The sequence below is a fragment of the Streptomyces sp. NPDC097595 genome (assembly GCF_044761525.1).
GTDB classification, from domain to species: Bacteria; Actinomycetota; Actinomycetes; order Streptomycetales; family Streptomycetaceae; genus Streptomyces; species Streptomyces drozdowiczii_A.
This window is the reverse complement of the sequence record NZ_JBIWCN010000025.1, coordinates 102,562-127,298: the sequence shown is the minus strand read 5'-3', so window position 1 is coordinate 127,298 and position 24,737 is coordinate 102,562. Positions and strand designations below refer to the sequence as shown.

Annotated in this window: 19 protein-coding genes; 12 read left to right on the top strand and 7 right to left on the bottom strand. The window is 69.6% G+C overall.

The genetic code is table 11. From position 1 onward, the window contains the following. Positions 1 to 268: 268 nt before the first annotated feature. The 9 genes from ACIQZN_RS31120 (at position 269) to ACIQZN_RS31080 (ending at position 14,067) form a co-directional block, all read left to right on the top strand. Positions 269 to 919 (top strand): hypothetical protein, encoded by a 651-nt coding sequence (locus ACIQZN_RS31120; RefSeq protein ID WP_404001019.1) that lies wholly within the window; start codon positions 269 to 271, stop codon positions 917 to 919. 55 nt (positions 920 to 974) lie between these two features. Then, positions 975 to 3,614 (top strand): Helicase associated domain protein, encoded by a 2,640-nt coding sequence (locus ACIQZN_RS31115; RefSeq protein WP_404001016.1) that lies wholly within the window; start codon positions 975 to 977, stop codon positions 3,612 to 3,614. Between the two features lie 178 nt (positions 3,615 to 3,792). Then, complete coding sequence (locus ACIQZN_RS31110) at positions 3,793 to 4,500, top strand: TnsA-like heteromeric transposase endonuclease subunit (RefSeq protein ID WP_404001014.1); 708 nt, start codon at positions 3,793 to 3,795, stop codon at positions 4,498 to 4,500. Positions 4,501 to 4,553: 53 nt separating this feature from the next. Next, positions 4,554 to 6,710, top strand: coding sequence for a transposase (locus ACIQZN_RS31105; RefSeq protein WP_404001011.1), 2,157 nt, complete (start codon positions 4,554 to 4,556; stop codon positions 6,708 to 6,710). Beyond that, positions 6,704 to 7,723: a TniB family NTP-binding protein gene (locus ACIQZN_RS31100; RefSeq protein ID WP_404001008.1), complete on the top strand. Its 1,020-nt coding sequence runs from the start codon at positions 6,704 to 6,706 to the stop codon at positions 7,721 to 7,723. Before ACIQZN_RS31105 ends, ACIQZN_RS31100 begins: the two co-directional genes overlap by 7 nt. A 106-nt stretch (positions 7,724 to 7,829) precedes the next feature. Then, positions 7,830 to 10,763, top strand: a complete 2,934-nt coding sequence (locus ACIQZN_RS31095) for a helicase associated domain-containing protein (RefSeq protein WP_404001006.1) — start codon at positions 7,830 to 7,832, stop codon at positions 10,761 to 10,763. Positions 10,764 to 10,813: 50 nt separating this feature from the next. Continuing rightward, positions 10,814 to 12,949, top strand: a complete 2,136-nt coding sequence (locus ACIQZN_RS31090) for a P-loop NTPase fold protein (RefSeq protein ID WP_404001003.1) — start codon at positions 10,814 to 10,816, stop codon at positions 12,947 to 12,949. 40 nt (positions 12,950 to 12,989) lie between these two features. Continuing rightward, positions 12,990 to 13,583, top strand: coding sequence for a hypothetical protein (locus tag ACIQZN_RS31085; RefSeq protein WP_404001000.1), 594 nt, complete (start codon positions 12,990 to 12,992; stop codon positions 13,581 to 13,583). A gap of 259 nt (positions 13,584 to 13,842) precedes the next feature. Continuing rightward, positions 13,843 to 14,067 carry a hypothetical protein gene (locus ACIQZN_RS31080; RefSeq protein WP_404000997.1) on the top strand — a complete coding sequence of 75 codons (225 nt, stop codon included), beginning with the start codon at positions 13,843 to 13,845 and terminating at the stop codon, positions 14,065 to 14,067. 401 nt (positions 14,068 to 14,468) lie between these two features. Here the strand turns inward: ACIQZN_RS31080 and ACIQZN_RS31075 are convergent, their stop codons facing one another. Next, positions 14,469 to 14,819, bottom strand: a complete 351-nt coding sequence (locus ACIQZN_RS31075; RefSeq protein ID WP_404000994.1) for an ArsR/SmtB family transcription factor — start codon at positions 14,817 to 14,819, stop codon at positions 14,469 to 14,471. Positions 14,820 to 14,911: 92 nt separating this feature from the next. On the opposite strand from ACIQZN_RS31075, the gene ACIQZN_RS31070 reads away from it, so the two are divergent. Continuing rightward, complete coding sequence (locus tag ACIQZN_RS31070; protein WP_404000991.1) at positions 14,912 to 16,153, top strand: MFS transporter; 1,242 nt, start codon at positions 14,912 to 14,914, stop codon at positions 16,151 to 16,153. Between the two features lie 209 nt (positions 16,154 to 16,362). Continuing rightward, complete coding sequence (locus ACIQZN_RS31065; protein WP_404000988.1) at positions 16,363 to 16,896, top strand: hypothetical protein; 534 nt, start codon at positions 16,363 to 16,365, stop codon at positions 16,894 to 16,896. A 63-nt stretch (positions 16,897 to 16,959) separates the two neighbouring features. Here the strand turns inward: ACIQZN_RS31065 and ACIQZN_RS31060 are convergent, their stop codons facing one another. From ACIQZN_RS31060 to ACIQZN_RS31035, 6 genes are all read right to left on the bottom strand, one after another. Then, on the bottom strand, positions 16,960 to 17,856 hold the full coding sequence (locus ACIQZN_RS31060; protein WP_404000985.1) for a ParB/RepB/Spo0J family partition protein: 897 nt from the start codon (positions 17,854 to 17,856) through the stop codon (positions 16,960 to 16,962). Then, positions 17,853 to 19,091, bottom strand: coding sequence for a ParA family protein (locus ACIQZN_RS31055; RefSeq protein WP_404000982.1), 1,239 nt, complete (start codon positions 19,089 to 19,091; stop codon positions 17,853 to 17,855). Before ACIQZN_RS31055 ends, ACIQZN_RS31060 begins: the two co-directional genes overlap by 4 nt. 212 nt (positions 19,092 to 19,303) lie before the next feature. Further along, entirely contained in the window at positions 19,304 to 19,687 is a 384-nt protein-coding gene (locus tag ACIQZN_RS31050) for a DUF6009 family protein (RefSeq protein WP_018521694.1), read from the bottom strand. A 123-nt stretch (positions 19,688 to 19,810) separates the two neighbouring features. After that, positions 19,811 to 21,349, bottom strand: a complete 1,539-nt coding sequence (locus tag ACIQZN_RS31045; RefSeq protein WP_404000979.1) for a phage/plasmid primase, P4 family — start codon at positions 21,347 to 21,349, stop codon at positions 19,811 to 19,813. Further along, positions 21,346 to 22,371 carry a bifunctional DNA primase/polymerase gene (locus ACIQZN_RS31040; RefSeq protein ID WP_404000977.1) on the bottom strand — a complete coding sequence of 342 codons (1,026 nt, stop codon included), beginning with the start codon at positions 22,369 to 22,371 and terminating at the stop codon, positions 21,346 to 21,348. The genes ACIQZN_RS31045 and ACIQZN_RS31040 overlap by 4 nt, the downstream gene beginning before the upstream one ends. A 690-nt stretch (positions 22,372 to 23,061) precedes the next feature. Next, a complete protein-coding gene (locus tag ACIQZN_RS31035; RefSeq protein ID WP_404000974.1) occupies positions 23,062 to 23,928 on the bottom strand; it encodes an NAD(P)H-binding protein in 867 nt (288 codons plus the stop codon). Positions 23,929 to 24,053: 125 nt separating this feature from the next. Between ACIQZN_RS31035 and ACIQZN_RS31030 the strand changes: the two genes are divergently transcribed. Continuing rightward, positions 24,054 to 24,725 (top strand): ScbR family autoregulator-binding transcription factor, encoded by a 672-nt coding sequence (locus ACIQZN_RS31030; RefSeq protein WP_404000971.1) that lies wholly within the window; start codon positions 24,054 to 24,056, stop codon positions 24,723 to 24,725. Positions 24,726 to 24,737 lie beyond the last annotated feature (12 nt).

Below are 24,737 nucleotides of genomic sequence, written 5' to 3'. Positions count from 1 at the left end.
GTTCCCTCCGCTTCGCTCCGTGAACGCAGTGAACGGGTTTCGCTTTGCGATGCCCTGACGGTCGGCCACGAAGTGGCCGACCGTCAGGGGTTCCGCTTCGCTCCACCCCGGCCCGTCCGCTTCGCTCCCGGACCAGAAGCCCGCTTCGCGGGCGGCTGGCTACGGGGAGGGTGGCCAGTCGTTCGTGTGGCTTCCAGCATGGTGAGTGCATCAAAGTGATGCAGCATGTAGATTTGGTGGAAACGCAAGGGATGCTGAGGTGGGTGTCATGGTGATCGGTCAGGAAATACCGGCAGGCATCACACGCAGGGCGCAATACTTCATTCGAGCCCACGGTCATTGGGCTGGCCGTACTGACATTGAGCAGTACAGAGCCAAGTGGATGGAGCACGGCGTCCCCAAGGCGCAGATCGACCGGGTGTCCGCCTATGAGGCCGTCTGGGGTGGCCTCGTGCTTCCTCCTTCTCCCCACTACGACGGTGGGCCTCGGACTCTCAGCGGAGACGTACCTGAAGGGCCTGAGCCGGACTGGCACTTCAGCGCCGGCCAGCAGCGTACTGCGCTCCCCTACGCCTTCATGATCGGGCCCAGCGGAGAGTTCGGGCTCCATGCCGGTACTTGGGCCCCCCTGCACGCCAGCATCGAAGGGTGGGTGGAGGCACTGGCGCTGGCTGACCATGCCCGCCGGTGCGCTCGCAGCACCACCACGTTGATAGGTGAAGAGGTGGACGGCATCGACCTCGACAGCTTCGATGCCGTCCCCGAGGTGGCCGGCATCGCGGACAACTGGTGGCGCGGCACCGACTCGCTCATCGCCATCTACCGCGGCGAGGCCGAAGTCATGCACGCGCCCCCATGCCGGACCGCCACGATCTACGCCGGACTCGACGCCTGGGGACTCAGAGGACTCGACACATAGACAGACACAGGTGACCTCACCGCCGAAACCGAGCCCACAAGAAAAGAGATCCGATATGTCGAGAGTCTCGCTCAGGGAACATCAAGTCGACCAGAAGTCGGCGTTCAGAAAATGGGTGGGATTTCCTGCAAGGTCGTCCGTGCCCCCGCAGGGTGCCCGAGGCACGATCGTGTCAGCGACCGGTTCGGGCAAGACAATCTCGGCCGCCGCGTGCGCGCTGGAGAGCTTCGCGGACGGCCGGATCCTCGTGACCGTGCCAACCCTGGACCTGCTCGCGCAGACCGCCCAGGCGTGGCGGCTGGTGGGCCACCGGGCTCCGATGGTCGCGGTGTGCTCGCTGGAGAACGACGCGGTGCTGAACGAGCTGGGGGTGCGCACCACCACGAACCCGATTCAGCTCGCCCTATGGGCCAGGACCGGGCCGGTCGTCGTGCTCGCCACGTACGCCTCTCTCGTGGACCGCGAGGACACCGACGCACCCGGGGGCCAGGGGAAGGTTCGCGGGCCGCTGGAGGCCGCGTTGGCGGGCGGAGAGCGGCTGTACGGGCAGCGCATGGACGGGTTTGACCTCGCGATCGTGGATGAGGCCCACTCAACCGCGGGGGACCTGGGCCGTCCGTGGGCGGCGATCCACGATAACCAGCGCATCCCGGCGGACTTCCGGCTCTACCTCACCGCGACCCCGCGCATCCTCGCCGCCCCCCGGCCGAGGAAGGGCGCGGATGTGCAGGAGGTGGAGATCGCGACGATGTCGGACGACCCGGAGGGCACCTACGGCGCCTGGCTCGCAGAGCTGGGGCTGTCGGAAGCGATCGAGCGGGAAATCCTTGCCGGATTCGAGATCGACGTCCTGGAGATCCGCGATCCCACGCCGGTCCTCGGGGAGTCGGAGGAAGCACAGCGGGGCCGGCGCCTGGCCCTGCTGCAAGCCGCGCTCCTGGAGCACGCCGCCGCACACAACCTCCGCACCGTCATGACCTTCCACCAGAAGGTCGAAGAAGCCCGCGCGTTCGCGGACAAGCTCCCAGAGACCGCAGCCGAGCTGTACGCCAACGACGCCTCCGACGAGGACCTCGCCGCTGCGGACCGGCTGCCCGCGTCGTCGATCGACGCGGAGTTCTACGAGCTGGAGGCCGGCCGCCACGTACCCCCGGACCGGGTCTGGTCGGCGTGGCTGTGCGGCGACCACCTCGTCACCGAGCGGCGTGAGGTGCTGCGGCAGTTCGCCAACGGCATCGACGCGACCGGGCGCCGGGTGCACCGCGCCTTCCTCGCCAGCTGCCGCGTGCTCGGTGAGGGGGTGGACATTACCGGCGAGCGAGGAGTCGACTCGATCTGCTTCGCCGACACCCGCGGCTCCCAGGTCGAGATCGTCCAGAACATCGGCCGGGCGCTCCGCCTCAACAAGGACGGCAGCACGAAGGTCGCCCGGATCATCGTGCCGATCTTCCTGGAACCCGGCGAAGACCCCACCGACATGGTCGCCAGCGCCAGCTTCCGCCCTCTTGTAGCGGTTCTCCAGGGCCTGCGTTCGCATGACGAACGTCTGGTCGAACAACTCGCTTCCCGGGCGCTCACCAGCGGCAATCGCAAGGTCCACGTCCGACGCGACAAGGACGGGCAAATCGTCAGGGGCGGCAGCGAGGGCCACGAGGACGACGACACGCAGGCCGTCGCCGAAGCCGCCCTGCTCCACTTCTCCAGCCCTCGGGACGCGGCGACGATCGCGGCCTTCCTGCGCACCCGGGTCTACCGACCCGAGTCCCTGGTGTGGCTGGAGGGCTACCAGGCCCTGATCCGCTGGCGGGCGGAGAAGGAGATCACCGGCGTCTACGCCGTTCCGTACGACGTCAAGGTCGAGGTGGGAGTCACGAAGGACTTCCCGCTTGGGCGGTGGGTGCATCAGCAGCGCAAGGCACTGCGGGCCGGGGAGCTGGAGGAACGGCGCAAAACCCTCCTGGACGCGCCGGAGGCCGGAATGGTCTGGGAGCCCGGCGAGGAAGCCTGGGAGAACAAGCTCGCCATGCTCCGCTCCTACCGGCGGACCATGGGACACCTCGCGCCCCGCCAGAACGCGGTGTGGGGCGAGGGCGAAGCCATGGTGCCGATCGGGCAGCACCTCGCCAACCTCCGACGCAAGGGCGGCCTCGGCAAGGACCCGGACCGGGCTGAGGAGCGCGCGCAGCAGCTGGCGGCGGTCGATGAGGACTGGGACTGCCCGTGGCCGCTGGACTGGCAGCGCCACTACCGCGTACTCGCCGACCTCGTCGACGCCGACGGCCACCTGCCGACCATCGAACCAGGTGTCGTCTTCGAGGGCGACGACATCGGACGCTGGCTACAGCGGCAGAAGAACCCGGGCACCTGGGCACACCTGTCGACCGAGCAGCAGGAACGACTGACCAACCTGGGCGTAGAGCCCGCCGAACCCCCCGCCCCCGCCCCAGCAGTCGAGGGCGCTGGGAAGGCGTCATCCTTCCAGCACGGTCTGGCAGCCCTGGCTCAGTACATTGCGCGGGAAGGAAGAACTGTTGTCGGAAGAGCGCACGTTGAAGAACTGCCGGACGGTTCGCTGATCAGGCTGGGTGTGTTTCTGAGCAACCACAAGGCCAGACGTGACCGCCTGGATGCTCAGCAGCGAGCAGCCTTCGTCAAGCTCGGCTACGCCTGGGCCGCAGATCCCGAACACGGCTGATGGCGGTCGCGCGCCCTCGTGGTCACGGACGCCCGGGCAAAGCCGGCGGGCGGGCCTGCGGCTGGCGCGCCCGGTTGGCTTGTTATGCCCATTACCGGATGAGCCGATAAGCGTTTGGCCCTGTGTGCGAAGCGTGGAGTGGGATGCGACAGGAGCGGGGCCGGTCGATGTCGGGGCCGTGGACGTGCGGTTCATGGCTGCGGGCGGCACGCCGGAGTGTTCGCCGTGGTCCGCGGCGGCCGCCGAAGTGCCCTTCGAGCAGTGTCCACCCCTGAAGCACTTTCCTGTCCGCAAGGGCAAGCGCACGGCGCCGGGATGGTGGTGGTCGGCGACCACCGGACGGCTGGTGCACTACGGCTCCGGGGCGATGCGGCTGCATGTGATGCTGCTCGACCGCGACCCACGCGTGACGTATCTGGCCAGTCAGCCGCTGGAACTGCGGTGGCGGGAGCGGGACGAGGTGCGTACGCATGTCCCGCAGATGATGCTCCGGCTCGCTGACGGCCAGGGGGTGTTGGCGGACTGCACCGCCGGCGAGGAGCTTTCGCAACGGCAGCGGTACCTGGCAACGGTGCTCGGCGAAGTGTGTGCTGCGGTGGGCTGGCGGTACTGGGTGCTGGGGCCGGTCGATCCGGTGTACCGGCGCAACGTGGCCTGGCTGGCCGGGTACCGGCATCCGCGGTACCACGGAGGACAGCGACTGGCGGTCACGCTGCAGGAGTCGTTCGCCGGGCGTAGGCCGCTGTGGGAAGGCGTGCGCAGGACCGTCGGGGATCCGATGGTGGTCCTTCCTGCGCTGTTCCATGCGCTGTGGGCGGGGCGGCTGTCTGCGGATCTGGGCGCTCCGATGCATGAGCGGATGCCGGTGTGGGCGCGGTCGGCGTGATGAGGGCAGGAGGCCGGGGGGTTGTCGGGCCGGTGGTCGAGGTGGGGTCGCGGGTGCGTTTCGAGGGCCGGACCTGGACGGTGGCCGCACTTATCGGCGGGCAGGTGCGGCTGATCGCGAAGAACGGTGAGACGGCAGCGCTGCTGCTGTCGCTGTTGTTCGCCGGCGAGGGCTTCGAGGTTGTGGATGGGCCCGCCGCTCGCCGGGTGGCGCCGCTGGGCCTGCTGGATTCGTTACCTGCGACGGTGCGGGAGCGAGCGCTGGCCTGGGAGGGGCACGTGCGGGAGGTGGAGACGGGGCACCCGGGCGGATCCGGTGGGGTCGGCCATGCGCGGGCCGAGTACGACCCGGAGGTGCGGACGCTGGCGCAGCGGGAGGAGGCGAAGGCGGCGGAGCTGTCGGCGGCGGGGATGCCGACCAGTGCGGTGACGGTGCGGCGGATGCGGGCCCGTTACCGCGACGGCGGGGTGTGGGGACTGGTGGATCAGCGGACCGTGCGGCCCCGGTCGGCGCTGGGGCGTGCGGACGAGCGGGTGGTGGCCGCGCTGCGGGAGGTACTGGAAGCCGGGCAGGAACGCTCCAGCGGAACGCTGGGGCGGCTTCGGATGTACACCGAGCGGCTGCTGGCCGAGCGGTACGGCCTCGGGGCGGTGGCGCTGCCGTCGACTGCGACGTTCAACCGGCTGGTGCACGCCCTGGGCGACGGGCACGGGCTGCTGGGCAGTGCGCGACAGCGCCGCTGGCGCTCGGCGCGGCCGGCTCCTCCGTTCGTGCCGACGACGGTAACGGCGCCGGGTGAGCTGGTGATGATGGACAGCACCGTGCTCGATGTCTTCGTGGTGCTGGACGACGGGGTGGTGGAGCGGCCCGAGCTGACCATCGCGCTGGATGTGGCGACCCGCAGTATCTGCGCTGCTGTGCTGCGGCCGAAGGGGACCCGCAGTGTGGACGCGGCGCAGTTGCTGGCGCAGATGATGGTTCCCGCGCCGATGCAGCCCGACTGGCCCGAGGCGCTGGCCATGGAACGCTCGGTGATCCCGTACGAGCGGCTGCAGAGCGTGGACGCCCGTCTGGAAGGGGTCGCGGCGCGGCCGGTCATCACCCCGCAGACCGTCGTGGTCGATCAGGGCAAGGTATTCGTCTCGTCCTCGTTCGTCGCCGCCTGCGGATCGCTGGGCATCTCCCTGCAGCCGGCGCCGCCGGGCAACGGGCCGGCCAAAGGGCAGGTGGAACGCACGTTCTCCTCGATCAACACGCTGTTCGCCCAGCACGTCGCCGGCTACACGGGCTCGCACACCGGCGAACGCGGCCGGGACGCAGAAGGCGAGGCGGTATGGACGCTCGCGCAGCTGGACGACCTGCTGCAGGAGTGGATCGTCTGCGGGTGGCAAGAGCGCGAGCACGACGGGCTGCGGCACCCGATGATGCCCCGCCGCGCCCTGTCACCGAACGAGATGTGGGCGGCGCTGGTCGCCGTATGCGGGTACGTCCCGGTACCGCTGGGGCATGAAGACTACATCGAGCTGATGCCCGTCAAACGGCAGAAGATCAACGACTACGGCATCCGCATCGACTACCGCACCTACGACCACAAGATCCTCAACCCTTACCGAGGCGAGTCCTCCCCCACGGCGGACGGGCTGTGGGAAATCCACTGCAACCCGCACGCCCCCGGCCAGGTCTGGGTACGCCTGCCGGATGCCGGCCTGCCGCAGGGATACCGCTGGGAAGCGGTGCCATGGATCCACCGCACCCTGGTCACCGCCCCGTTCACCGACTTCACCTGGCAGCACGTCAGGCGCACCGTCGCCCAGCGCGGCAGCCGCGTGAGCCACGAACACGACCTGGCCCTCGCCCTGCGCGAGCTACTGGAACGCGCCGCCGCCGGACACGGCACCCGCCGAGAGAAGGTCGTCGCCGCCCGGGCCCGCGCCGGTGCCGCCGCGAACGAGGACGGCGCAGTATGGGGGATCCTGTACGGCCAGCAGCCGCCAGCCGGGGTACTCAAGCCTGATGATGAGGACGTCTTCGCCGACGACAGCGAAGACGAGGACGCTTGCGCCGGCGACGGTGGCGTGGGCACCGGGCCGGCTGACGGCACGCTGCTGAGCGGCCCTTCGGCCGGCCTGGCGCAGGAAGCCGATACGCCTGCGCCTGCGCCTCCCCGGGTCACGGTCTACGATCCCGCCGAGGAGTCCCTGCGATGGTGAGCCTGTCCCCGAACGACACCGCCGGGTTCGCCCCGCTGGCCCCTCCGACCGTATGGCAGGGCTGGGACGCCTTCGTTCACCGGGCGCCAGCCCCCGCCCGGGATGCCGCCGACCCGGTCTGGCCGCAGACGGAGCGCGAGGACTACCACTCCGAACTCGCCGTCATGCGTACCCCGGCCATGGACAGTGTCTTCACCGCCGTTCGGCGGCTGCTGCTGGTCAACCGCCGCCAGCAGGCCGGCGCCCGCCGCGGTCTGATCATCTCCGGCCCGGCCACCACGGGTAAGACCACCACGATGATGGCGCTCGGGCGGTCCTTCCAACTGGCCGACGCCCGCCAACACCCAGGGCAGGCCGCGCGCAGGCCTGTGCTGTTCATCAGCGTGCCGCCGGCCGCCACCCCGAAGATGCTCGTCAGCGAGTTCGCCCGGTTCCTCAACATGCCCATCACCGACCGCCTCAACCAGACCCAAATCACCGGCGCCGTGTGCGACCTGCTGGGCGAGCTGGGCACCCAGCTGGTCCTCGTCGACGACGTCCACCTCCTGGACACCCAGCGGCGCGCCGGCGCGGAAACCTCCGACCAGCTGAAGTACCTCGGCGAACGCATCCCGGCCACGTTCGTGTACTCCGCAATCGACATCGAGACCTCCTCACTGCTCAGCGGAGTGCGCGGGGCCCAGATCGCCGGCCGGTTCAAGCTCTTCAGGCACCGGCCGCTGGCGTACGCGACCGAGCAGGACCGGGCCGTCTGGAACGACCTCGTGCAGGCCATGGAGAACCTGCTGCGGCTGCGCGCACACCGGACCGGAACCCTGGTCAAGCACGCCGCCTACCTGCACGCCCGCACCGCAGGCCGGATCGGGAGCCTCTCCCACCTCATCCGTGAAGCTGCTCTGATCGCGATCACGGAAGGCACCGAGCGGATCACCAAGCAGCTGCTCGCCGAGGTCGAACTCGACGCGGCCGCCGAAGCCCAGGCCAGGCCGTCCCGGCCCGCACGGCGCACGTAGGGCATCCGCAATGGCGTACCGGTCCAGCACGCCCGCACCCGCACGCCTGCCCCGGAACAGACGAGCGGAGCGCGAACGGGCAGCATCCGGCAGCATCGTGCCCGCCGTGGGCGGCGGCGCGGCAGGACGCATCGCTGCGTTGAACGGGGAGCTGACGCTGTCGTTCCTGACCAGGATCGCCGCCCGGTACCACCTCGGGGTCCGTGACGTGCTCGCCGCCGTCACCGACGTCGGCGGCCTGCAGAACCTCACCGGGATGCTGTACCCAGACAGCGAGATCCACCTCAACGCCCAGGCACGCGACCGGGTCGCCGCACTCTGCCATGTTCCGCAGCACATGCTCGAGCAGGCGCTGCCCGCATGGACGCGGGAAGAGCCGAGCGGAAAGTACGGGATGGGCCCGGTCGGGCGGCTGCTGCGCGGTGAGGAGGTCGTCGCCGCATGGGGGCCTGCCTGCCCCGCATGCACCGCCGCCCGTACCGGACGAGAGGTGCCCGCCCGCCGGTACCTGGCCCCCGAGCAGCGCGTCTGCGCGCGCCACCGGTACTGGCTCCTGTACCTGCCCCACACCGGCGGGCTGACCGTCCCCCTCGGCCCGTGCCCGGAAGTGATCGAAGCCCAGCGGCAGCATGCCAGGCTGCTGCACCGCTCCCCCATCGGGGCGCAGGCCTTCGAGGTCGCTCGTGCCATCACCAACTCCTGGTGGGAGCAGCCCTGGCCCCGCCAGGAACACGCCTGGCCGGCGCGACTCGATGCCACACGCCCGGACGGCGCCGATCCCGGCTGGTGGAAGGTGGCCGCACGCGACCTGATCACCTATCCCGAGACCGTCGCCCTCGCCCGTCTGCTGGCCAGCCGCTCCCTGCAGCAACGCGCTGTCGCCGAATCGGGCGGCCATCTCCCCTACCGTCTTGGTGAGCTACCCGCTCTTTTGACCGAGGTCGCTCATGAGCTGCAGCGGCCGTGGCTCATCCACCGCCTCGCCGCCGTCACCCACGGACCGCTGTTCACCTGGGCCCACTCCTGCGTGCTCACCAACGCCGACCCGACACCTGCGGCGCAGCAGAAGCTGTGGAAGGTGCATTCATCGCACCGGCCCCGGCCCCTCAGTGACCTCCTGCCCCCACCGGAATCACGCACCGACAGCGGCCAGCCAGAACCACGGCCGGTCAAACGGCTGCGTGGCCACAGCCTTCAAGCCGAACGTGCCTTCGAGAGAGGCATTGCGCACGCCCGTGCCTACCACCAGCAGTTCGGGCACTTGGCCGTCCCCAAGGAAGACGCTTCGGGGGATTACCCGCTGGGCACGTGGCTGTCCAACCTGCGCACCCGCCACACCCGCTTGCCCATCCATCAAGCCGCCGCCCTCTATGCGCTGTACCGGTGGTGGAACGCGCCCTGGAGCACGCTGTGGCAGCGCACCTGGCACCAAGCCCGCGATCATATGGAAGCCAGCGGCCCGCTCGGGCCCGCCAGCGGGTTCCCTACCACCAGCTACAGCCTGGGTGAATGGCTGTACCTGCAGTGCACCCGCTACCCGGCCCTCCACCCCGAACAACAACGCCTCCTCGCCCAGATCGGGATCGACGCCGCGGCGGCGGTCGCCGCCCACCCTCGACGTCGCAGCTCCGCCGAACGCTTCCATGTAGGGCTGGCGCATGCCCGCGCGTTCGCCGACGTCCACGGCAACCTCGCCGTCGTCGCCCACGCGGCTTTGCACGACAGCTACCCACTGGGTCAGTGGCTGGGCAACCAGCGCAGGGGCCGTCGCTCTGATCGCCGACCCCTGCCCGCCGACCGGGCTCAGGCCCTCGCGGACATCGATCCCTGGTGGAACCCGCCCTGGGGCCTGTCATGGCAGCGCCACTACTACCGGGCTCGTGACGCCGCAGTCGGTAGTCTCTTCCAGGCTGAGAACGGCTTCAGTGACCTCGACGACTCTGGTGCCGCTGATTGGCTGTGGCGCCAGAGCGCTACGTACGACGAGCTCAGCGAGGAGCAGCGGCAACTCCTCACCGACATCGGCATCACTGCCGAGGTGGCACGCAGCGCCCGGAAACACGCAGGGACGGCACCGCCGAGACCGGCTGCCGCCCCGGCTCCGCAGACAGACAAGCCCAGCCCGGCCGGAACGGGTGCGGATCCTGCCGCTTCCACCCATCGACGCCGCACACGACGCGCCGCCGAACCCAAGCGTCCCCGCGAGCCCCGCAGCCGCCTCGGGCACCGTCCCGACCTGAGGCCCGGCTTCGAAACAGCCCTGGCACACGCCCGCGCCTACGCAGCCGAACACGGCCACCTCGCAGCCCCCCGCGACACCCGGCACGACGGGTATCCGCTGGGGTTGTGGCTGCTCAGCCAGCGCAACCGGGCCAAACAACGCGCCCGCGACGGCCTGCCGCCCTCACCCCACCTGACCGAGCTGGCCGCAATCGACCCGTGGTGGAACCCGCCCTGGGACATCGTCTGGCAGCGCAACTACTACCGCGCCCGCAATCACATCGAAGCCGGCGAACCGTACGACCCCGTCGCCCGCATCCTCGCACCGAGCACCGTCCTGGGCAACTGGACCACCCGCGCCTGCCTGACCTACCACCAACTCCACCCCGACCAGCAGCACCTGCTGAACGCCATCGGCATCACCGCTCAGACCGCCGGACACTGGCCGCCCAGCCCCCGGCCCCGGCCCCACGCCGAAGCCCTCACGCATACCCGGACCTGGGCTAGCGAATACGGCCACCTCTGCCCGCCGATCAAGACCGTCCACGACGGCTTCCCTCTCGGCGAATGGCTCAACCGGCAGCGCGAGCTCGCGAAGAAGCGCAGCAGCCCCTCCCCCACCCAGCAGGCCCTCGCCGTGATCGATCCCTGGTGGAACCCGCCCTGGCCGATCCTGTGGCAACGCACCTACCACCACGCCCGCACCCACCCCCGCCACCCAGCAGCCCGCCGCTGGCTGACCAAACAACGGCGCGCCTGGCCGCTCCTTCACCCCCAACAACAACACCTCCTCACCACAGCTGGCCTCGTTGCAACCTGAACAACGCGAACTCCTGCACCCACCTCCCTTCTTGTCTCGACAATGGGCAGATGGCCAACGCGCACTTCTTCAACGACGAACCCTTCCTCGACCACGAGGAAGGGCCTGACCTGCTCGGACACGGGCAATATGCCCAGCATGTGATCAGCCTGCTGGACCGGGTACGAGCCCAGACCGAAACCGGAGTCCTCGCGCTGATCGGCCCGTGGGGGTCAGGGAAGTCCAGCGTCCTGGGCAAGGTGACACGCCGACTACAGGAGTCGAGGAATGAGGAAGGCTGGCTGGTCGCGGAGCTCAACCCATGGTTGTACTCCGATCTGGAGTCTCTGACCCTGGCGCTGTTCAGCGAGATCCGCGAAGCCCTCCCCAAAAGCGAGCGGTGGTCCGAGGCACGGGAGAAGATCGGCGGGTTCGGACAGGCCATCAGCCCTCTGGGGAAGGTCACTGCTCTCTTCGGCCTGGACTCCGAGGGGCTGGTCCAAGAGGTCAGCAACCGCATCAGCGGGGACACTAGCGCATCCGCCGCGAAACGCAAGGCCGAGGAAGCCCTGCGCAAAGCGGGCCGCCCGGTCCTCGTCGTCATGGACGACCTGGACCGCCTCACCCCCGAAGAGCTCCTCGTCGTCTTCAAGTTGGTACGCCTCGTAGGCCATCTGCCCAATGTGTACTACCTGATCAGCTTCGACGAACGGACCCTGCTCGACGTCATGCAACGCAGTGAGCTCGTCGGCAACAGCGAGTCCCGTGCACGCGACTTCCTGGAAAAGATCATCCAGGTCCGGCTGGACCTTCCCGCGTTCCGCGAGCGCGACGCCGACATTCTGGTCGACCGCTCCCTCTCCGCGGTCCTCGCCTCGCACAGCCTGACCCTGAGAGCCAGCGAGCAGGAAAGGCTCTCCGAGGCCTATTACCGGCACCTGCAGGGCCGGCTGCGTACTCCGCGGGCCATCAAGCGGTTCTTCGGCCAGGTGGACGCCACCCTCGGCCAGCTCACCGGCAACGTCGACATCGTCGACTTCCTGCTCGTCACCTTCCTGCGCACCAGTGAGCCCCGCGCGTACCAGTTGCTGTGGCAGCACCGAGCCGAACTCACCGGCACCAGCGTCGACCTGCCCTCGCGCCGCGACGAGCGGCCCGAACAGCGCACCGAGCGCTGGCGCACCAGGCTGCAGGACGCTGGCGTCGCCGAACAGCACCTGGACGGCGTGATCGGCCTGATGGGCATGCTGTTCGCACCACTCCGGCAGGCTCTCGGCTATGGCGCCGACACCCAGGCCATTGCGCTGCGGCGCGGCATCGGCAGCATCGACTACTTCGACCGGTACATGGTCTTCGGCGTCCCCGACGACGACCTTCCCGAGGAGACCTTCGACACCGCCCTGCAGCAACTGGCCGACGGCACTCCAGGCCCCGAAGCAGACGAACTCCTCCTGCGCCTACGCGATGACACCCAGCGCATCACCCGCCGTATCCAGTACAAGCGCACCGCTGGCATTCCCCTTCCGGCGGTCGCGCTCCTCGAAGCCGCAGCCCAGCAACATGGCCACCTCACTGCCGCCCCTCAAGGGGCGTTCGGCCTACTCACTGCCGATTTCGCCATAAGCATCCTCGCGGCAGATCTCCTGACCGACCTTGCCGAGCCCGAACGGCCTGCCGTCCTCAAGACCATGGCCGAGACCGCCGACGGAGCCATCCTGGCTGCTCGCACCCTTCAACGCATCACCAGGCGAGACGGCTCAGACAGCCCAGACCACATACAGGCAGCGGCGAGGCCTGACTGGATCGGTGAGGCCCGCTCACTGATCAGCCACGAGATCGCGCGGCACCTCGCGCCAGCCGCACGCCGGCCCGTCGACCAGCTCACGGAGCCGGAGCGCATCCTCCTGTGGGCATGGCGTCACAGCGCGCCCGAGAACGCCCGGGCTTGGATCAACCAGCGGCTTGACGACAGATGGACCCCGCTCGACCTCCTGGCCGTACTCCTTCCGCACGAGCGGACACCGTTCCCCGTCATCGACCACGACACGCTCCAAAGCCTTGACGCGCTCATCGGCCTCGAGGCGCTGTACAGCCGCCTCGAGCCACTCCTCGACGCCCCCGACCCCGATAACCCCCAGGGCGAACACCGCGAGCGCATCCTCCAAGCACTGCGCCAACATCGCGGCAACCCTCCAGGCAGCGACTGACCAGCCCTGCTCCCTCCCTCCGACAAGACGGGCAGCGCCCATGACAGACAGTTCGTTCAGCCTGGCACCCGAGCACTGGGAGCGACTTGCCGCCGCCCGCCAGGCCTACACCGACACCGTCAGCCCGTATTACGACGAGACCCTGCAAGAAGTAACACGACGTGCGTACACCAGCGGAAGCATCGGCAAAGCCGACATCGGAGCACTGCTGCTGTGGAAGCGGCTCAGAGCCGACACACCCTGGGCGGCTGAACTCATGACGCTCGCAGATACCGACGTACGCCGCGCAACCGCCGCGGCCACGACCGCCGCCCGGGACACCACACTCAGCCTCGGAGCGGCAGCACAAGCCGGCCGCGCCGCCCTCGCCCACCTGCCAGGCTTCCGCACCGGTGACGCCCTCGCCTCCGCCGTCCTGACAGCAGCCGCACCAGACCGCATGGCCATCTACGACCGGCGAGCCCACAGCGGCCTGCACGCTCTCGGTATCACTCTCAGCCACGGACCCGGCCGCTACAGCCGCTACAGCCGCTACATCGAAACGATCGACCAACTCCTCGCCGCTGCTCCAGCCCCGATCCGCACCTGGACCCCACGCGAGATGGATACCGCCCTGTACTGGATGACCGCATAACAGCACTCAACGAACCTGATCACCACACGCGGAGTATGACCACACCTGATCAACACCCGTGCCATCTGACAAAACAGCAGCTCAACAGCCCTCCTGTCCCCCATCACCGAGCCACGACAGCCCGACCCGAAGCCCGACCGCCCTCAACACCAAACTGATCAGCCCAGGCCAGCCCACCACCCACTGATCAGAAAAACCGCCCCCGGACATCACCGCCCTCACCAACCTCGGCATCACCTGGGCACGGTAGAAGACCGACATGCCCTGCGGCACCAGCGCACCCCCATGCGGAAGGTGGTACGCGGTCGTCTTCCCGGAGGTGGTGACCGTCACCGGGGCGCTGCTGGACCCGGCCATGGCCGAGCTGGTGCCGGGCGCCCGCGGCTGCTGCCCGCCGGCGGGCTGTTCTGCCGCCGGCTCGGAGAGCGGGTCGGACGGACGTGGCTCGGGTCGCTGGCCGCGACGGACCACGGCGGTCCGCTGACCGCCTGGATGGGCAGCATCATCCGCTGGCGCCGCACCAACGGCAGGCCGCCCGCACCCGGGCCCGGCGGCTCCACGAGGTTTTCCTGGCTAAGCTCCGTAGCGCGAACGCCCCTGGTCTTCTCCCGGGTGGCTGTGGACGGCTCCCACTAACCGCCGCCTGGGCTGGGACCTCGGAGTGGATCCGCGCATCGCCCGCCCTGATGATCGCGGCTGAACGCTGGGCCACCGAGACCGGATGGCACCCGAAACCGGCTGCCTCCGCATCCTCCGACCTCACGCGTGAGCGTCGAGGAACTCCTTGATCTGCTGCTTGCCCACTGTTCCGACCCCACCGCCCGGCCCCACACATCGCAGCTCGCGATTATTACGGCGTAATAATGCGCGGTCGAGGCTTCCGGCCTACGGCTCCGGGGTCCATGCCGCGACCAGGGCGAGGAGGCCTGGGAAGCGGGTGTTGAGGTCGGTTGTGCGGATGTGGCTGCGGCGTTCCAGGCCGTATTGGCGTTGGCGGGTGATGCCGGCTTCGCGTAGGGCCTTGAAGTGGTGGGTGAGGGAGGACTTGGGGCGGTCCAGGCCGAACCAGCCGCAGGGGTGGTCGTACTGGTCGGATTCCAGGAGGAGTTTGCGGACGATCGTCAGGCGCAGGGGGTCGCTGAGCGCGCCCAGGACGGTCTCCAGGCGGAGGTCCTCTACCGCCGGTTCCGGTAGGGGGTCCGGGAGTTCGTCGGGTGTGGGTGCGGGTGACGGCATGGGCTTCCCTCTCACGTTTCTTGTACGAGTTTCATCGTACTGCATGCTAAGTTCGATTTAAGTCGTACTGAGGCAGTCGGGGAGGAACAGCCATGTCCGGAACTCGGGTCGGGACCGTGCGGGGTGCCGTTGGCGGTACGGGGGCGAACGGGGCCGCGCCGCCGTTGTGGTGGGTGTGGCTGGCCGCCTGGCCGGTGGCCGCCGTGTTCGTGCTGTCCAATGCGGCGACGCCGCTGTACGTGCTGTGGCAGCGGGAGATGGGGTTCTCCAAGGGCACGCTCACCGTGGTGTTCGCGTTCTACATCGTCGGGCTCCTGGGCTCGCTCCTGGTGTCCGGGGCGGCCTCCGACCGGCTCGGGCGCAAGCCGGTGCTGCTGCCCGCCCTGGGGCTCGCCCTGGTCGCCTGCCTGGTCTTCGCGACCGCCGCCACCGTGGCCTCGCTGATCGTGGCGCGGCTGTTCACCGGGATCGCCGTCGGGGCCGTCGTGTCGGCCGGTATGGCGGCGGTGACCGATGTGGCCGGGCCCGGGCGGCGGCGCCTCGCCGCTCTGCTCGCCTCCTGCGCGATGGTCTTCGGGGCCGGTCTCGGGCCGTTCCTGGCCGGGGTGTTCTCCGAGACGCTGCCCGCGCCCACCGTCACCGTCTTCGTCGTGGAGGCCGTGTTGCTCGTGACGGCGGTGGGCGCCGTGGTGCGGATGCCACTGCGGCGGCCGGTGCCGTCGGTGAAGGGCGCTGGGTGGGTGCGGGTGCCGGCGGTGCCGCGTGGGAATCGCCGTCAGCTCTGGTCGGGGATCGCGGTGTTCGCGCCGGGCATCACCGCGACCTCCTTCGTGCTGTCGCTCGGCCCTTCGCTGCTGTCTGGGCTGCTCGGGACGTCCAGCCGGATCGTTGCCGGTGCCATGGCCTTCGCCATGTTCCTCGCCGCCACCGGTGTGCAGTTCGCCGTCCAGCGGCTTTCCCGGCCCGCCATTCTGACCGCTGGGGCCGTAAGCACCGTGCTGAGCATGGTCACCCTGATCGCCGCCGTGCGGGGCGCCTCGGTGGCGGCGCTGATCGCCTCCGCGCTGCTCGCCGGGGCGGGGCAGGGCATGGGGCAGCTCGGCGGTCTCTCGCTGCTGAACTCTAACGTTCCGCCCGGGCGCCTCGCCGAGGCCAATGCCGCTCTGAACGTGGGCGGTTACGTGCCGGCGGGGCTGCTGCCCGTGTCCGTCGGGTATCTCAGCGACGGCGTGGGGCTGACCGGTGCCGCCACGGTGTTCGGTGTCGTCCTCGCGGGGCTCGCGATCGCAGGTGGTGCGGTGGTGCTCGCCGGGCGCCGGGGCGGCGGGGTCTGAGGAGAGGGAGGTGCGGGGCAGTATTACGGCGTAATAATGCGGCGGCCGGTGGGGCCTGTGCCGGGATTATTACGGCGTAATACTGCGGGCGGTCCGTAGGGGGAGGCGGGTCTCCCCCGCACGGGTGAGGCGGTGGGGCGCAATCTCGTTCCGGGCCGGGAGAGAGCTCGTACCCGGTACCGACGACTGTGGGACGGTGTGCCAACAGGATGGTGCACATGACTTCCACACCGCCCCGCTGGGCAGTCCGCGCCGCCCACCTCTGCGCGCTCGTCACGCTGCCGACCGGCATCTGGCGCCTCCTGCTGGCGACAGGCCATACGGCCGGCTACACCGACTCGGGTTACGCGGCGATGGACTTCACCGGGTGGGGCGCGGGTTACGTGCTCGGCCTCAGCCTGCTGAGCGAAGCGGTCGCGCTCCTGACCCTCGGGCTCGTACGGCCGTGGGGTGAGGTACTCCCCCGCTGGATTCCCCTGCTCGGCGGGCGCCCTCTCCCCCGACTCGCCGTCGTCGTCCCGGCTGCCTTCGGGGCCCTGGCGCTGACGGTTCTATGGACGCCGCTCGTCGCCTGGTGGGCGGTTCCCCATCCCGATCTGACCGCGCACGGCAGCGTGGTCGTGGGCCTGCTCTATCTGCCGCTGGTCGCCTGGGGGCCGCTGCTCGGTGCGGTGACCGTCTCGTACCACCGACGCCGTGTGGGTGGGAGGCAGGCTGCTGCGGCCTCGATTATTACGCCGTAATAGTCGAAGGGCTGGGTGCGCATTATTACGGCGTAATAATGCGCACCCAGCCCCGTGCGGCGGCTACTTCTCCGCCCTCATCCGCTTCGACTCCTCGATCTTGAAGTCGACGAGCAGCTCGGTGAGCTTGCGGCGGGACGAGACGTCGAGCTCCTCGATGATCAGGCTCGCCAGCGTGTAAGCGTCGGTCGAGGGCAGTCGGGTCGGGGGCTCCGAGGGGGACTGCCGCTTCTGCTTGGGGGTGCGCGGCTTCTGGGTCCTGGTCGCCTTCAGCTGTTCGAGGTGGGCCTCCTGGTCCTCGGCCTTCTTCTTGCCGACCAGGCGCAGCGTGGCCGCGGATTCCTCGCCCGACTGGAGCTTCTCCTTGAGTGACGGGGTCAGGGTCAGCAGCGCGAGGCGCTGGGACACCCAGCCCTGGGAGCGGTGGAGGCGGGCGGCGAGGGCTTCCTGAGTGCCGTGGATCTTCAGGAGCTGTTCCAGGGCCTTGGCCTCGTCCAGGTGGTTGAGCTCCTGGCGGTGGATGTTGGCGACGAGAGCCGATTCCAGTATCTCGTCGGGGTTGCTGCCCAGCTTGTCGTCCAGCATCACCTTGATCTCGGTGAGACCGGCTTCGCGGGAGGCGGCGAGGCGGGAGTTGCCGTCGATGACGACGTACTTCGTGCCGGGTTCGAGGTCGTCCTCTCGGCCCGGGTTGCCTTCGAGGTAGGCGAAGCGGCCCATGATGCTGATCGCGGTCTTCTGGCCGTGGTCGCGGAGGCTGTTGGCCAGGTCGGTGAGGTCGCCGAGGTCGGACCTCGGGTTGTCGGGGTTCAGGCTGATGATGTCGACGGCGAGTTCGACCGGGGGCGGGGCGCCCTCGGTGGGGGCGGCTGCGACCTGGTTGATGGCGGCGCGGCGGGCGCTGATGGACTGGGTGTGGCCGAAGGAGGAGCCGGCGCCGAGCCGGGATGCCTTGCTCATGAGATCTCCCGGGCGAGGGCGCGCAGGCCGACGGCCTGGTCGCAGCGGGGGGAGTAGGCGAGCAGGGGCTGCTTCACGCGTACGGCCTCCTTCTGTTCCTTGAGATCGCCGATGACGCCCACGACCCTCGGATCCTTTATGTCCATCCAGGAGTTGAGGGACGAGGTGGCGATGTAGCCGCGGCGGGCGTCGTAGTGGTTGACGACGATGCCGAGGTAGTCGAGTTCGAGGTGCATGTCGTCGCGGAGGTCCTCGATCTGGGAGGTGAGGAGTCCGTAGGCGTCGGCGGAGCTGTCCTCGGCCTGGACGACGACGAGTACGCCGGAGTTGCCCGGGGCCTCGCCCTGGCGGCGGCGGCCGTAGTAGGCGGCGGCGTCCATGCTGAGGCCGAGGCTCGGCGGGCAGTCGATGATGACGGCGTCGTAGTCGGCCTCGATGGCGGACAGGGCGCGTTCCAGGGCTGCTTCGCGGGCCCGGACCCCGGAGAGCTTGACGTCCAGCAGGAAGGCGTCGGTGCAGGCGGGCAGCAGATGGAGGCGGTCGCCGAAGCGGGGGTCCTCGATGGGGACGACGAGGTCGGCGAGGCTGCCCTTGGCCTCACCGGCCATGTGCTTGGTGAGGCTGTCGCCCTCGATGGGCAGCGGCTGGTGGCCGAGCTGCTTGGTGAGGTGGCACTGGGGGTCGAAGTCCACGAGGAGGACGCGCAGTCCGAGGCCGGGGAGGTCTTCGTAGTCGAGGGGCGAGGGGTCCGCGTCCTCGGCGAGGGCGGCCGCGAAGTGCTTGGAGATGCGGACCGGGTGGAGCGCGCCCGGGTCCTCGGCGAGGGCTTCCCCGGTGCCTGCGGCGATGGCGGTCTTCCCGACGCCGCCCTTCTGATTGCAGGTGATGATGCGCTTCGGGTGCTCGGGGCGTACGACGGTGGGCGCCGGGTTCGTCTCCAGCCACATCACGACGGACTGGGCGAGGCCTTGGATGAGGGAGACGCCCCGGGAGGCGCAGTCGGCACGGAAGCCGTCCCACTGGCCGTCAGGCAGGAAGGTCGCGAAGGACTTGGCGCCGGCGGTGTCGATGGGGGAGAGGTTGGAGCCGAGCCGTCGCCATGCCTCGATGCCTGCCTCGACGGCGTGCTGGATGTCGATGTTGTGCTGGGCGGCCCGGATCTTCAGGTCCTGTTGCAGGACCGGGGGCAGCTTGGAGACGACCTTCTCGCGGTCGCCAGGGGAGGGCGAAGTCATGCCGACCACCTTACTAACTCCGATGATCCATTTCGGTATCGACGCGTTAGTTCTGGCTGTTTTTTGTTTGAGGGACGCTCAAGAGCCCGGCTCCTGGGTGGGCGTGGAGCCGGGCTCGGGGAGGCCGGGGGAGGGGGCGGCGCGGTTATTACGGCGTAATAAGTCGGCGGGGCGGGGGGAGTATTACGGCGTAATAATCTCCGCCCCGCCCTTCAGCTGCCGGTCTCCGCCGTCGCGGCCAGGCCGCGTTGCGAGCGGGGCGTCTTGTCGCCGACGCGCTTCGGCTCGATGGTGCTCGGGTCGACCGCCTCGCCGGGCGCGCCCTCGTGGTACGGGCCGTCGGGGTCGGCGTCGCGGTCGTGGGGGAGCAGGAAGAAGACCCGGCGCAGGTGGAGTCCGCTGTCGGGGTCGGCCTCGGTGTGGGCCTCCAGCTCGGTGTAGCCGACCATGCGTCCGTCGCGTTCGTAGCGGGGCTTTCCGCGGCGGCGGGTGGTCTTGTCGAGCGCCTGGCGTACGTAGTCGAGGTTGTCGGGGTTCTCCAGCCAGACCACGGCGTTCTCGTGGTGGAGGTCGCTCTCGTTCAGCAGCGAGCTCATGGCTGCAGCCCCTTTGTGTGTCGGCCGGCCGGGAGGAGGCCGGGGTGGGTGTGAGCACGTTCCCTGGTGGGGGCACCGTGTTCATGGTAGGCCGGACGGGCGGGTGTGTGCCCAGTGCGTGCGTCAGGCATGGCCGGTCCTGGATTCGTCGTCGGCGAGGAGGCCCAGGCCGGGGTAGTACTTCTTGCCGCTGGACTTCATCATGTCGGCGGGCGAGGCGAGGGAGAGTTCCTGGCGGACCCGGGTCGCGAACGCGCGGGCCGTGGCGGGACGGATGCCTTCGCCTGCTCCGCACCAGCTGCTGTACGCGGCGTACAACAGGCCCTGTTCCACGCGGAGGTCCGCGGTGTGGGTGGTGCAGCACTCGACGAGGAAGCGGCCGATGTGGTCCTCGGTGGTGGCGTAGGCGGCGGTGGCCGAGCGGACCGTGGCGGGGCCGTCGAGCGGGTCGCGGGTGGCCAGGTAGAGCTTGGCGCCCTCGATGAGCCATTGCAGGATGCCGGGGCCCTCGCTCTGCACGAGTTCCTTGGCAAGATTGTCGATCTTGCGGGCCGCGGGGACGACGCGTTCGAACGGGATGAGGCGGATGCGGCGCCAGAACGCGTGGCCACCCGTGCCGACTTCGGGGCGGTGGTTGCCCAGGAGCCAGAGTTTGTGGGTGGGGTTGAAGCTGAAGAAGTCCTGACGCATCCGGCGGGCCATGATGCGGTCGCCGCCGGTCAGCAGCTTCACCCGGGACTCGTCGAACTTGTCGTTCGGCTTGAGCTCCGAGCAGACGACGATGCGCCGGCCGTGCAGTTCGGTGAGCTCGGTGGAGTGCTCGGAGAACTTGCCCTTCTCCATGAGGAAGCCCGGCGGGGCCGCCTGCGCGTAGTCGCCGAGGATCTGTGTCATCACGTCCAGCAGTACGGACTTGCCGTTCGCGCCGGTCCCGTACAGGAACGGGAGCACCTGCGCGCCGACGTCGCCGGTGACGGAGTAGCCGAGGAGCAGGTGGAGGAAGTGGATCGTCTCCTCGCCCTTGGCGTCGTCGCCGAACGTGTCGTGCAGGAAGCGGTGCCAGCGCGGGGTCGGCGTCTCCTCGGGCGCGACGCTCGTGGCCCTGGAGTGCATGTCGCCCTCGGGGTCGGGCTTGCGCAGGTGCCCGGTGTGGAGGTCTACGACGCCAGCCGGGGTGCACAGGGCGTAGGGGTCGCCGTCCAGGACGTCAGGGTCCAGGGCGAGGGCGGGGGAGGCCTTCGCCTGCGTGAGCATGGCCTTGATGCCGGGGGTCGACATGGATCGGCGGCGGTGTGCGCGCAGTTCCCGGTCCGTGAACTGGCCGGTGGGATCGGTGGGGGGCATCTGCTCGGCCAGGTCGCCCGCCGCCCAGACCGCGGCTTTCTCGCCGCCCGTACGCTTCCAGCGGTACTGGTCCCAGTGGTACCAGCCCAGGCCCTCGACGTGCCGGAACTGGTCGCCGAACATGACGGCGAACAGCTTGGCGTTGCCCCGGTCGGTCAGGAGGGAGGGCAGCCGGCCGTCGGGCGGGGCCGGTTCGCTGACCACGGAGGCGTTCTGCTGGGCGGGCAGGCCGGGAAGGCCGCCCTCTGCTTCGAGGGCGAGCATCTGCTGCGCTGCTGCGGTGGCGTCGAAGCGCGGGCCGCTGTCGGCGCTGCTCATGGGCGTCCTTCGGGATCGAGCGGGCGGGCTGCGCCGGCGGACAGGGCTGAGGCGATGACGGTGAGGCTGTGCCGGTGGCGGTGCGGGCGCGCGGCGTCGGCGGCTTCGGTGAGCAGGTCCTGGGCGCGGGGCTCGGTGAGGCGTCCGGCCGCGACGAGTCCGCCCGCGGTGTAGGCGGCCCGGTTGAGCTTCTCGGTGAACGCGGTGCCCTCGGCGGCCGCCGCGCAGGCCCGGACCTCGGCGAGCAGGGGCTCCAGAACCCGGAGCGCGCGCGTGGTGCCCTGCGCGGTGCGTGTCGCACGTACGGGGCGGGGCGCGGGGACTCGTACGGGCTCGGGACTTGGAGCGTGGCCGGTGCGCACGAGCTCGGCGGCGAGCCAGTCGGGGAGGGGGGCGGGCATGCGGGCCGGGCCGACGGGGGTGTAGGTGCCCGCGGGGGTGCGGGTGGCGGGGGTGACGATGTAGCCGCCGGTGGCCCGGACGTCGACCTGCCAGGCCAGGGCGACCTTGGGGCTGGAGCCCACGGACGAACGGTAGGGCGGTCCGCCGGGTGCGGTGCAGTACCAGATGTGGAGGCCGCCTGACGGGGTTCGGACGCGCAGGGTGGCCTCGTCGTCCGCGGGGCTGGGGTGGCCGCGCAGGGCAGCGAGGAGGGCGAGGGTGTCGAAGCCGGAGGCCAGGCCGGTGAGGTTGACGCTCTCGTGGATCGGGATGCCGGGCAGCAGCCGGTCGCGGTGCGGCACTTCGGAACTGTGTGCGTCGATGTCCAGTACGACGAGGCCGGCCGGGCCGCACGAGACGCCGACGCCGAGCGTGGGGTTGACGCCCCACCAGGCGGCCAGGCGTTCCGGGTCGGTGGTCGCGGCGTGGAAGCCGTGGCACCACTTGCCGGCGGGCAGGCAGGGGCAGTCCGCCGGGCGGTGGGGGTCCTCGCGGCAGGCCGGGCAGTTGCCCGCAGGAGTTTTGCGGCCGGCGGCCAGGGGATGGACGGGCCAGCCGTTCGCCGCGCACCAACGGGCCATGTCGAAGGGACTCGTGGGTCCCGCCGCACGCGGGCCACTGGTCTCTCTTTGACGCGGCACGCTGATCGTCCTTGCCGAGGGGCCAACAGGTTGTTCAGTCCTGAACGATTCAGTCCCTCCAAGGAAAGCCCAGGTCAGAGCGGTTCCGCTGCTGGGCTGAGGGACTGAAGGGACTGAGTTTTCAGATTCGGACCAGAGCCTACAACAGGCGTCCCGCGGCGGGCGGGACTCTTCGTTCCGCGAGTCCCTTCGGTCCCTTGCCCGCCCGGAGTTGTATCTCCGGGCTCGGCGTGTCGGACCGGAGCGCCGGGTGCGGCGAAGAGGGACCGAAGGGGAGGGACTGAACGCGGGGCGGAGGGACTGGACGTTTCAGTCCCTCTTCGGTCCCTCGGATGAAAGTGCAGGTCAGGGGCTTGCGGGTGAAAAACGGAGGGACTGAAGGGACTCAAGGTCAGTAGTTATCAGCGCTTCAGGACCAGAGTAGTAGGTACAAAGGGATATATAGGGTTGTTCTACGCGTGTGCGCATACACACGCACACACAATTGGCTTATAACTACCGACCTTGAGTCCCTTCAGTCCCTTTGGACCCTGGGTCTCGGGGACCGCAAGCCTCTGACCTGCGGTTTTGCCAGAGGGACCGAAGAGGGACCGAACGGCGAGGGACTGAACGGACTACGGTCCCCGGTCTCTAGTCGCTTGCCGTGGGGTCGGGCCGAAACGCGTCCAGGTGGTCGGATGCCCAGTCGCGGAACGTCCGGGCGGGGCGCCCGAGCAGGCCGGGGAGGGTGGGGTCCACGTCCGCCTTGGAGCCGCTGTGCTGCCGTCTGGCGCTCTCCAGGAGGGCGGAGGCGATATCGGTCGGGTAGCGCGCTTCCAGGGCCGCACGGGCCTGCTGAGGGCTCAGCTCCTCGAAACGCAGCGGCAGGCCGAGGAGCTCGGCGAGCTGGGACGTCTGCTCGGCGGCCGACAGGGCCTGAGGGCCGGTCAGGGTGTAGGCCCCGCCCGCGTGGTCCCGGTCCCGCCCGGTGAGGGCCAGGACGGCCGCCTCGGCTACGTCCCCCGGATCGACACAGGCGTTGGCGGAGCTGCCGTACGGGGCGCGCACGACCTGGCCGGACCGGATCGAGCGGGCCCAGGACAGGGTGTTGGACATGAAGGCGCGGGGCCGCAGCAGGGTCCAGGGGATGCCCGAGCCGCGCAACAGGTCCTCGTTGTGGCGCTGGCGACGGGTGATCAGGTCGGTGGCGGCGGGGTCGGTGACGGCGGCCGCCGAGAGCTTGACGATGTGCCGGACGCCGGACGCGCGGGCCGGGTCCAGGAAGCGCGTGTCGTCGTCGCCGTCGGGATTCGTGACCAGGAAGGCGGTGTGGACGTTGTGCAGAGCGTCCGTCAGGGAGGCGGGGTCGGTGAAGTCTCCGTGGACGATCCGCGCGGCCGGTGGGGCGCCGATGACGCGCCCGGGGTGCCTGGCCATGATGCGTACGGGCCGGTCCGAGGGGAGACGCCGGAGCACTTCACGGCCGATCGTCCCGGTTGCGCCCGTGACGAGGATCATGGTTTCCCTTTCCTGCCGGACATTTCCCCGACCAGGGCGGAGGGAGGAGGCCGGCCTGTAAGATACGAACTGGACGGTTTATTTATCCCCCCACGTTCGACTATCCCGAGGAGGGAGGAGACACAGTGGCTGAGCAGCTGCGGGCCATCCGTACCCGGCAGACGATTCTTTCGGCGGCTGCCAAGATCTTTGAGGAGCACGGGTACCAAGCGGCCACGATCTCCCAGATCCTCACCGAGGCGGGGGTGACCAAGGGCGCGCTGTACTTCCACTTCCATTCCAAGGAAGACCTGGCCCAGGGCGTGCTCTCCGAGCAGGACCAGCGCATCATCGTGCCGATCCGCGCGTCCAAGGTGCAGGAGGTCGTGGACGTTGTGATGCTCCAGGCGCACCGGCTCCAGACCGATCCGATGGTGAGGGCGGGCGTCCGGCTGACGATGGACCAGCTGACGCAGAACCTCGACCGCAGCGGTCCGTTCCTGCGGTGGGGCGAGGTCGGTCTCGACCTGCTCCAGCAGGCGCAGGCCCAGGGCGAGTTGCTGCCGCACATCTCGCCGCCGGAGACGGCCGAGGTCATCGTGGGCTCCTTCGCCGGTATCCAGTCCATGTCGCAGGCCGTGTGCGAGTACCGCGACCTGGTGGTGCGGGTGTCCGCCCTGATGCGTCATCTGCTGCCCAGTGCGGTGGTGCCGTCGGTGCTGGCCTCGCTGGACCTGTCCGACTCCCGGGGCGCCAGGGTGTACGCGGAGGCCCTGAAGGCGGCCGACCTGCGCGATGTCCTGGAGACCGCGAGCTGAGAGCAGTGGGGC

Bases quoted from the DNA above. Each gene is read 5' to 3' on its own strand.
- ACIQZN_RS31070 (WP_404000991.1), top strand. From the start codon at position 14,912: ATGTCCGGAACTCGGGTCGGGACCGTGCGGGGTGCCGTTGGCGGTACG.
- ACIQZN_RS31120 (WP_404001019.1), top strand. From the start codon at position 269: ATGGTGATCGGTCAGGAAATACCGGCAGGCATCACACGCAGGGCGCAA.
- ACIQZN_RS31050 (WP_018521694.1), bottom strand. From the start codon at position 19,687: ATGAGCTCGCTGCTGAACGAGAGCGACCTCCACCACGAGAACGCCGTG.
- ACIQZN_RS31085 (WP_404001000.1), top strand. From the start codon at position 12,990: ATGACAGACAGTTCGTTCAGCCTGGCACCCGAGCACTGGGAGCGACTT.
- ACIQZN_RS31060 (WP_404000985.1), bottom strand. From the start codon at position 17,856: ATGAGCAAGGCATCCCGGCTCGGCGCCGGCTCCTCCTTCGGCCACACC.
- ACIQZN_RS31090 (WP_404001003.1), top strand. From the start codon at position 10,814: ATGGCCAACGCGCACTTCTTCAACGACGAACCCTTCCTCGACCACGAG.
- ACIQZN_RS31115 (WP_404001016.1), top strand. From the start codon at position 975: ATGTCGAGAGTCTCGCTCAGGGAACATCAAGTCGACCAGAAGTCGGCG.
- ACIQZN_RS31040 (WP_404000977.1), bottom strand. From the start codon at position 22,371: ATGGCCCGTTGGTGCGCGGCGAACGGCTGGCCCGTCCATCCCCTGGCC.
- ACIQZN_RS31080 (WP_404000997.1), top strand. From the start codon at position 13,843: ATGCCCTGCGGCACCAGCGCACCCCCATGCGGAAGGTGGTACGCGGTC.
- ACIQZN_RS31100 (WP_404001008.1), top strand. From the start codon at position 6,704: ATGGTGAGCCTGTCCCCGAACGACACCGCCGGGTTCGCCCCGCTGGCC.
- ACIQZN_RS31055 (WP_404000982.1), bottom strand. From the start codon at position 19,091: ATGACTTCGCCCTCCCCTGGCGACCGCGAGAAGGTCGTCTCCAAGCTG.
- ACIQZN_RS31045 (WP_404000979.1), bottom strand. From the start codon at position 21,349: ATGAGCAGCGCCGACAGCGGCCCGCGCTTCGACGCCACCGCAGCAGCG.
- ACIQZN_RS31075 (WP_404000994.1), bottom strand. From the start codon at position 14,819: ATGCCGTCACCCGCACCCACACCCGACGAACTCCCGGACCCCCTACCG.
- ACIQZN_RS31035 (WP_404000974.1), bottom strand. From the start codon at position 23,928: ATGATCCTCGTCACGGGCGCAACCGGGACGATCGGCCGTGAAGTGCTC.
- ACIQZN_RS31065 (WP_404000988.1), top strand. From the start codon at position 16,363: ATGGTGCACATGACTTCCACACCGCCCCGCTGGGCAGTCCGCGCCGCC.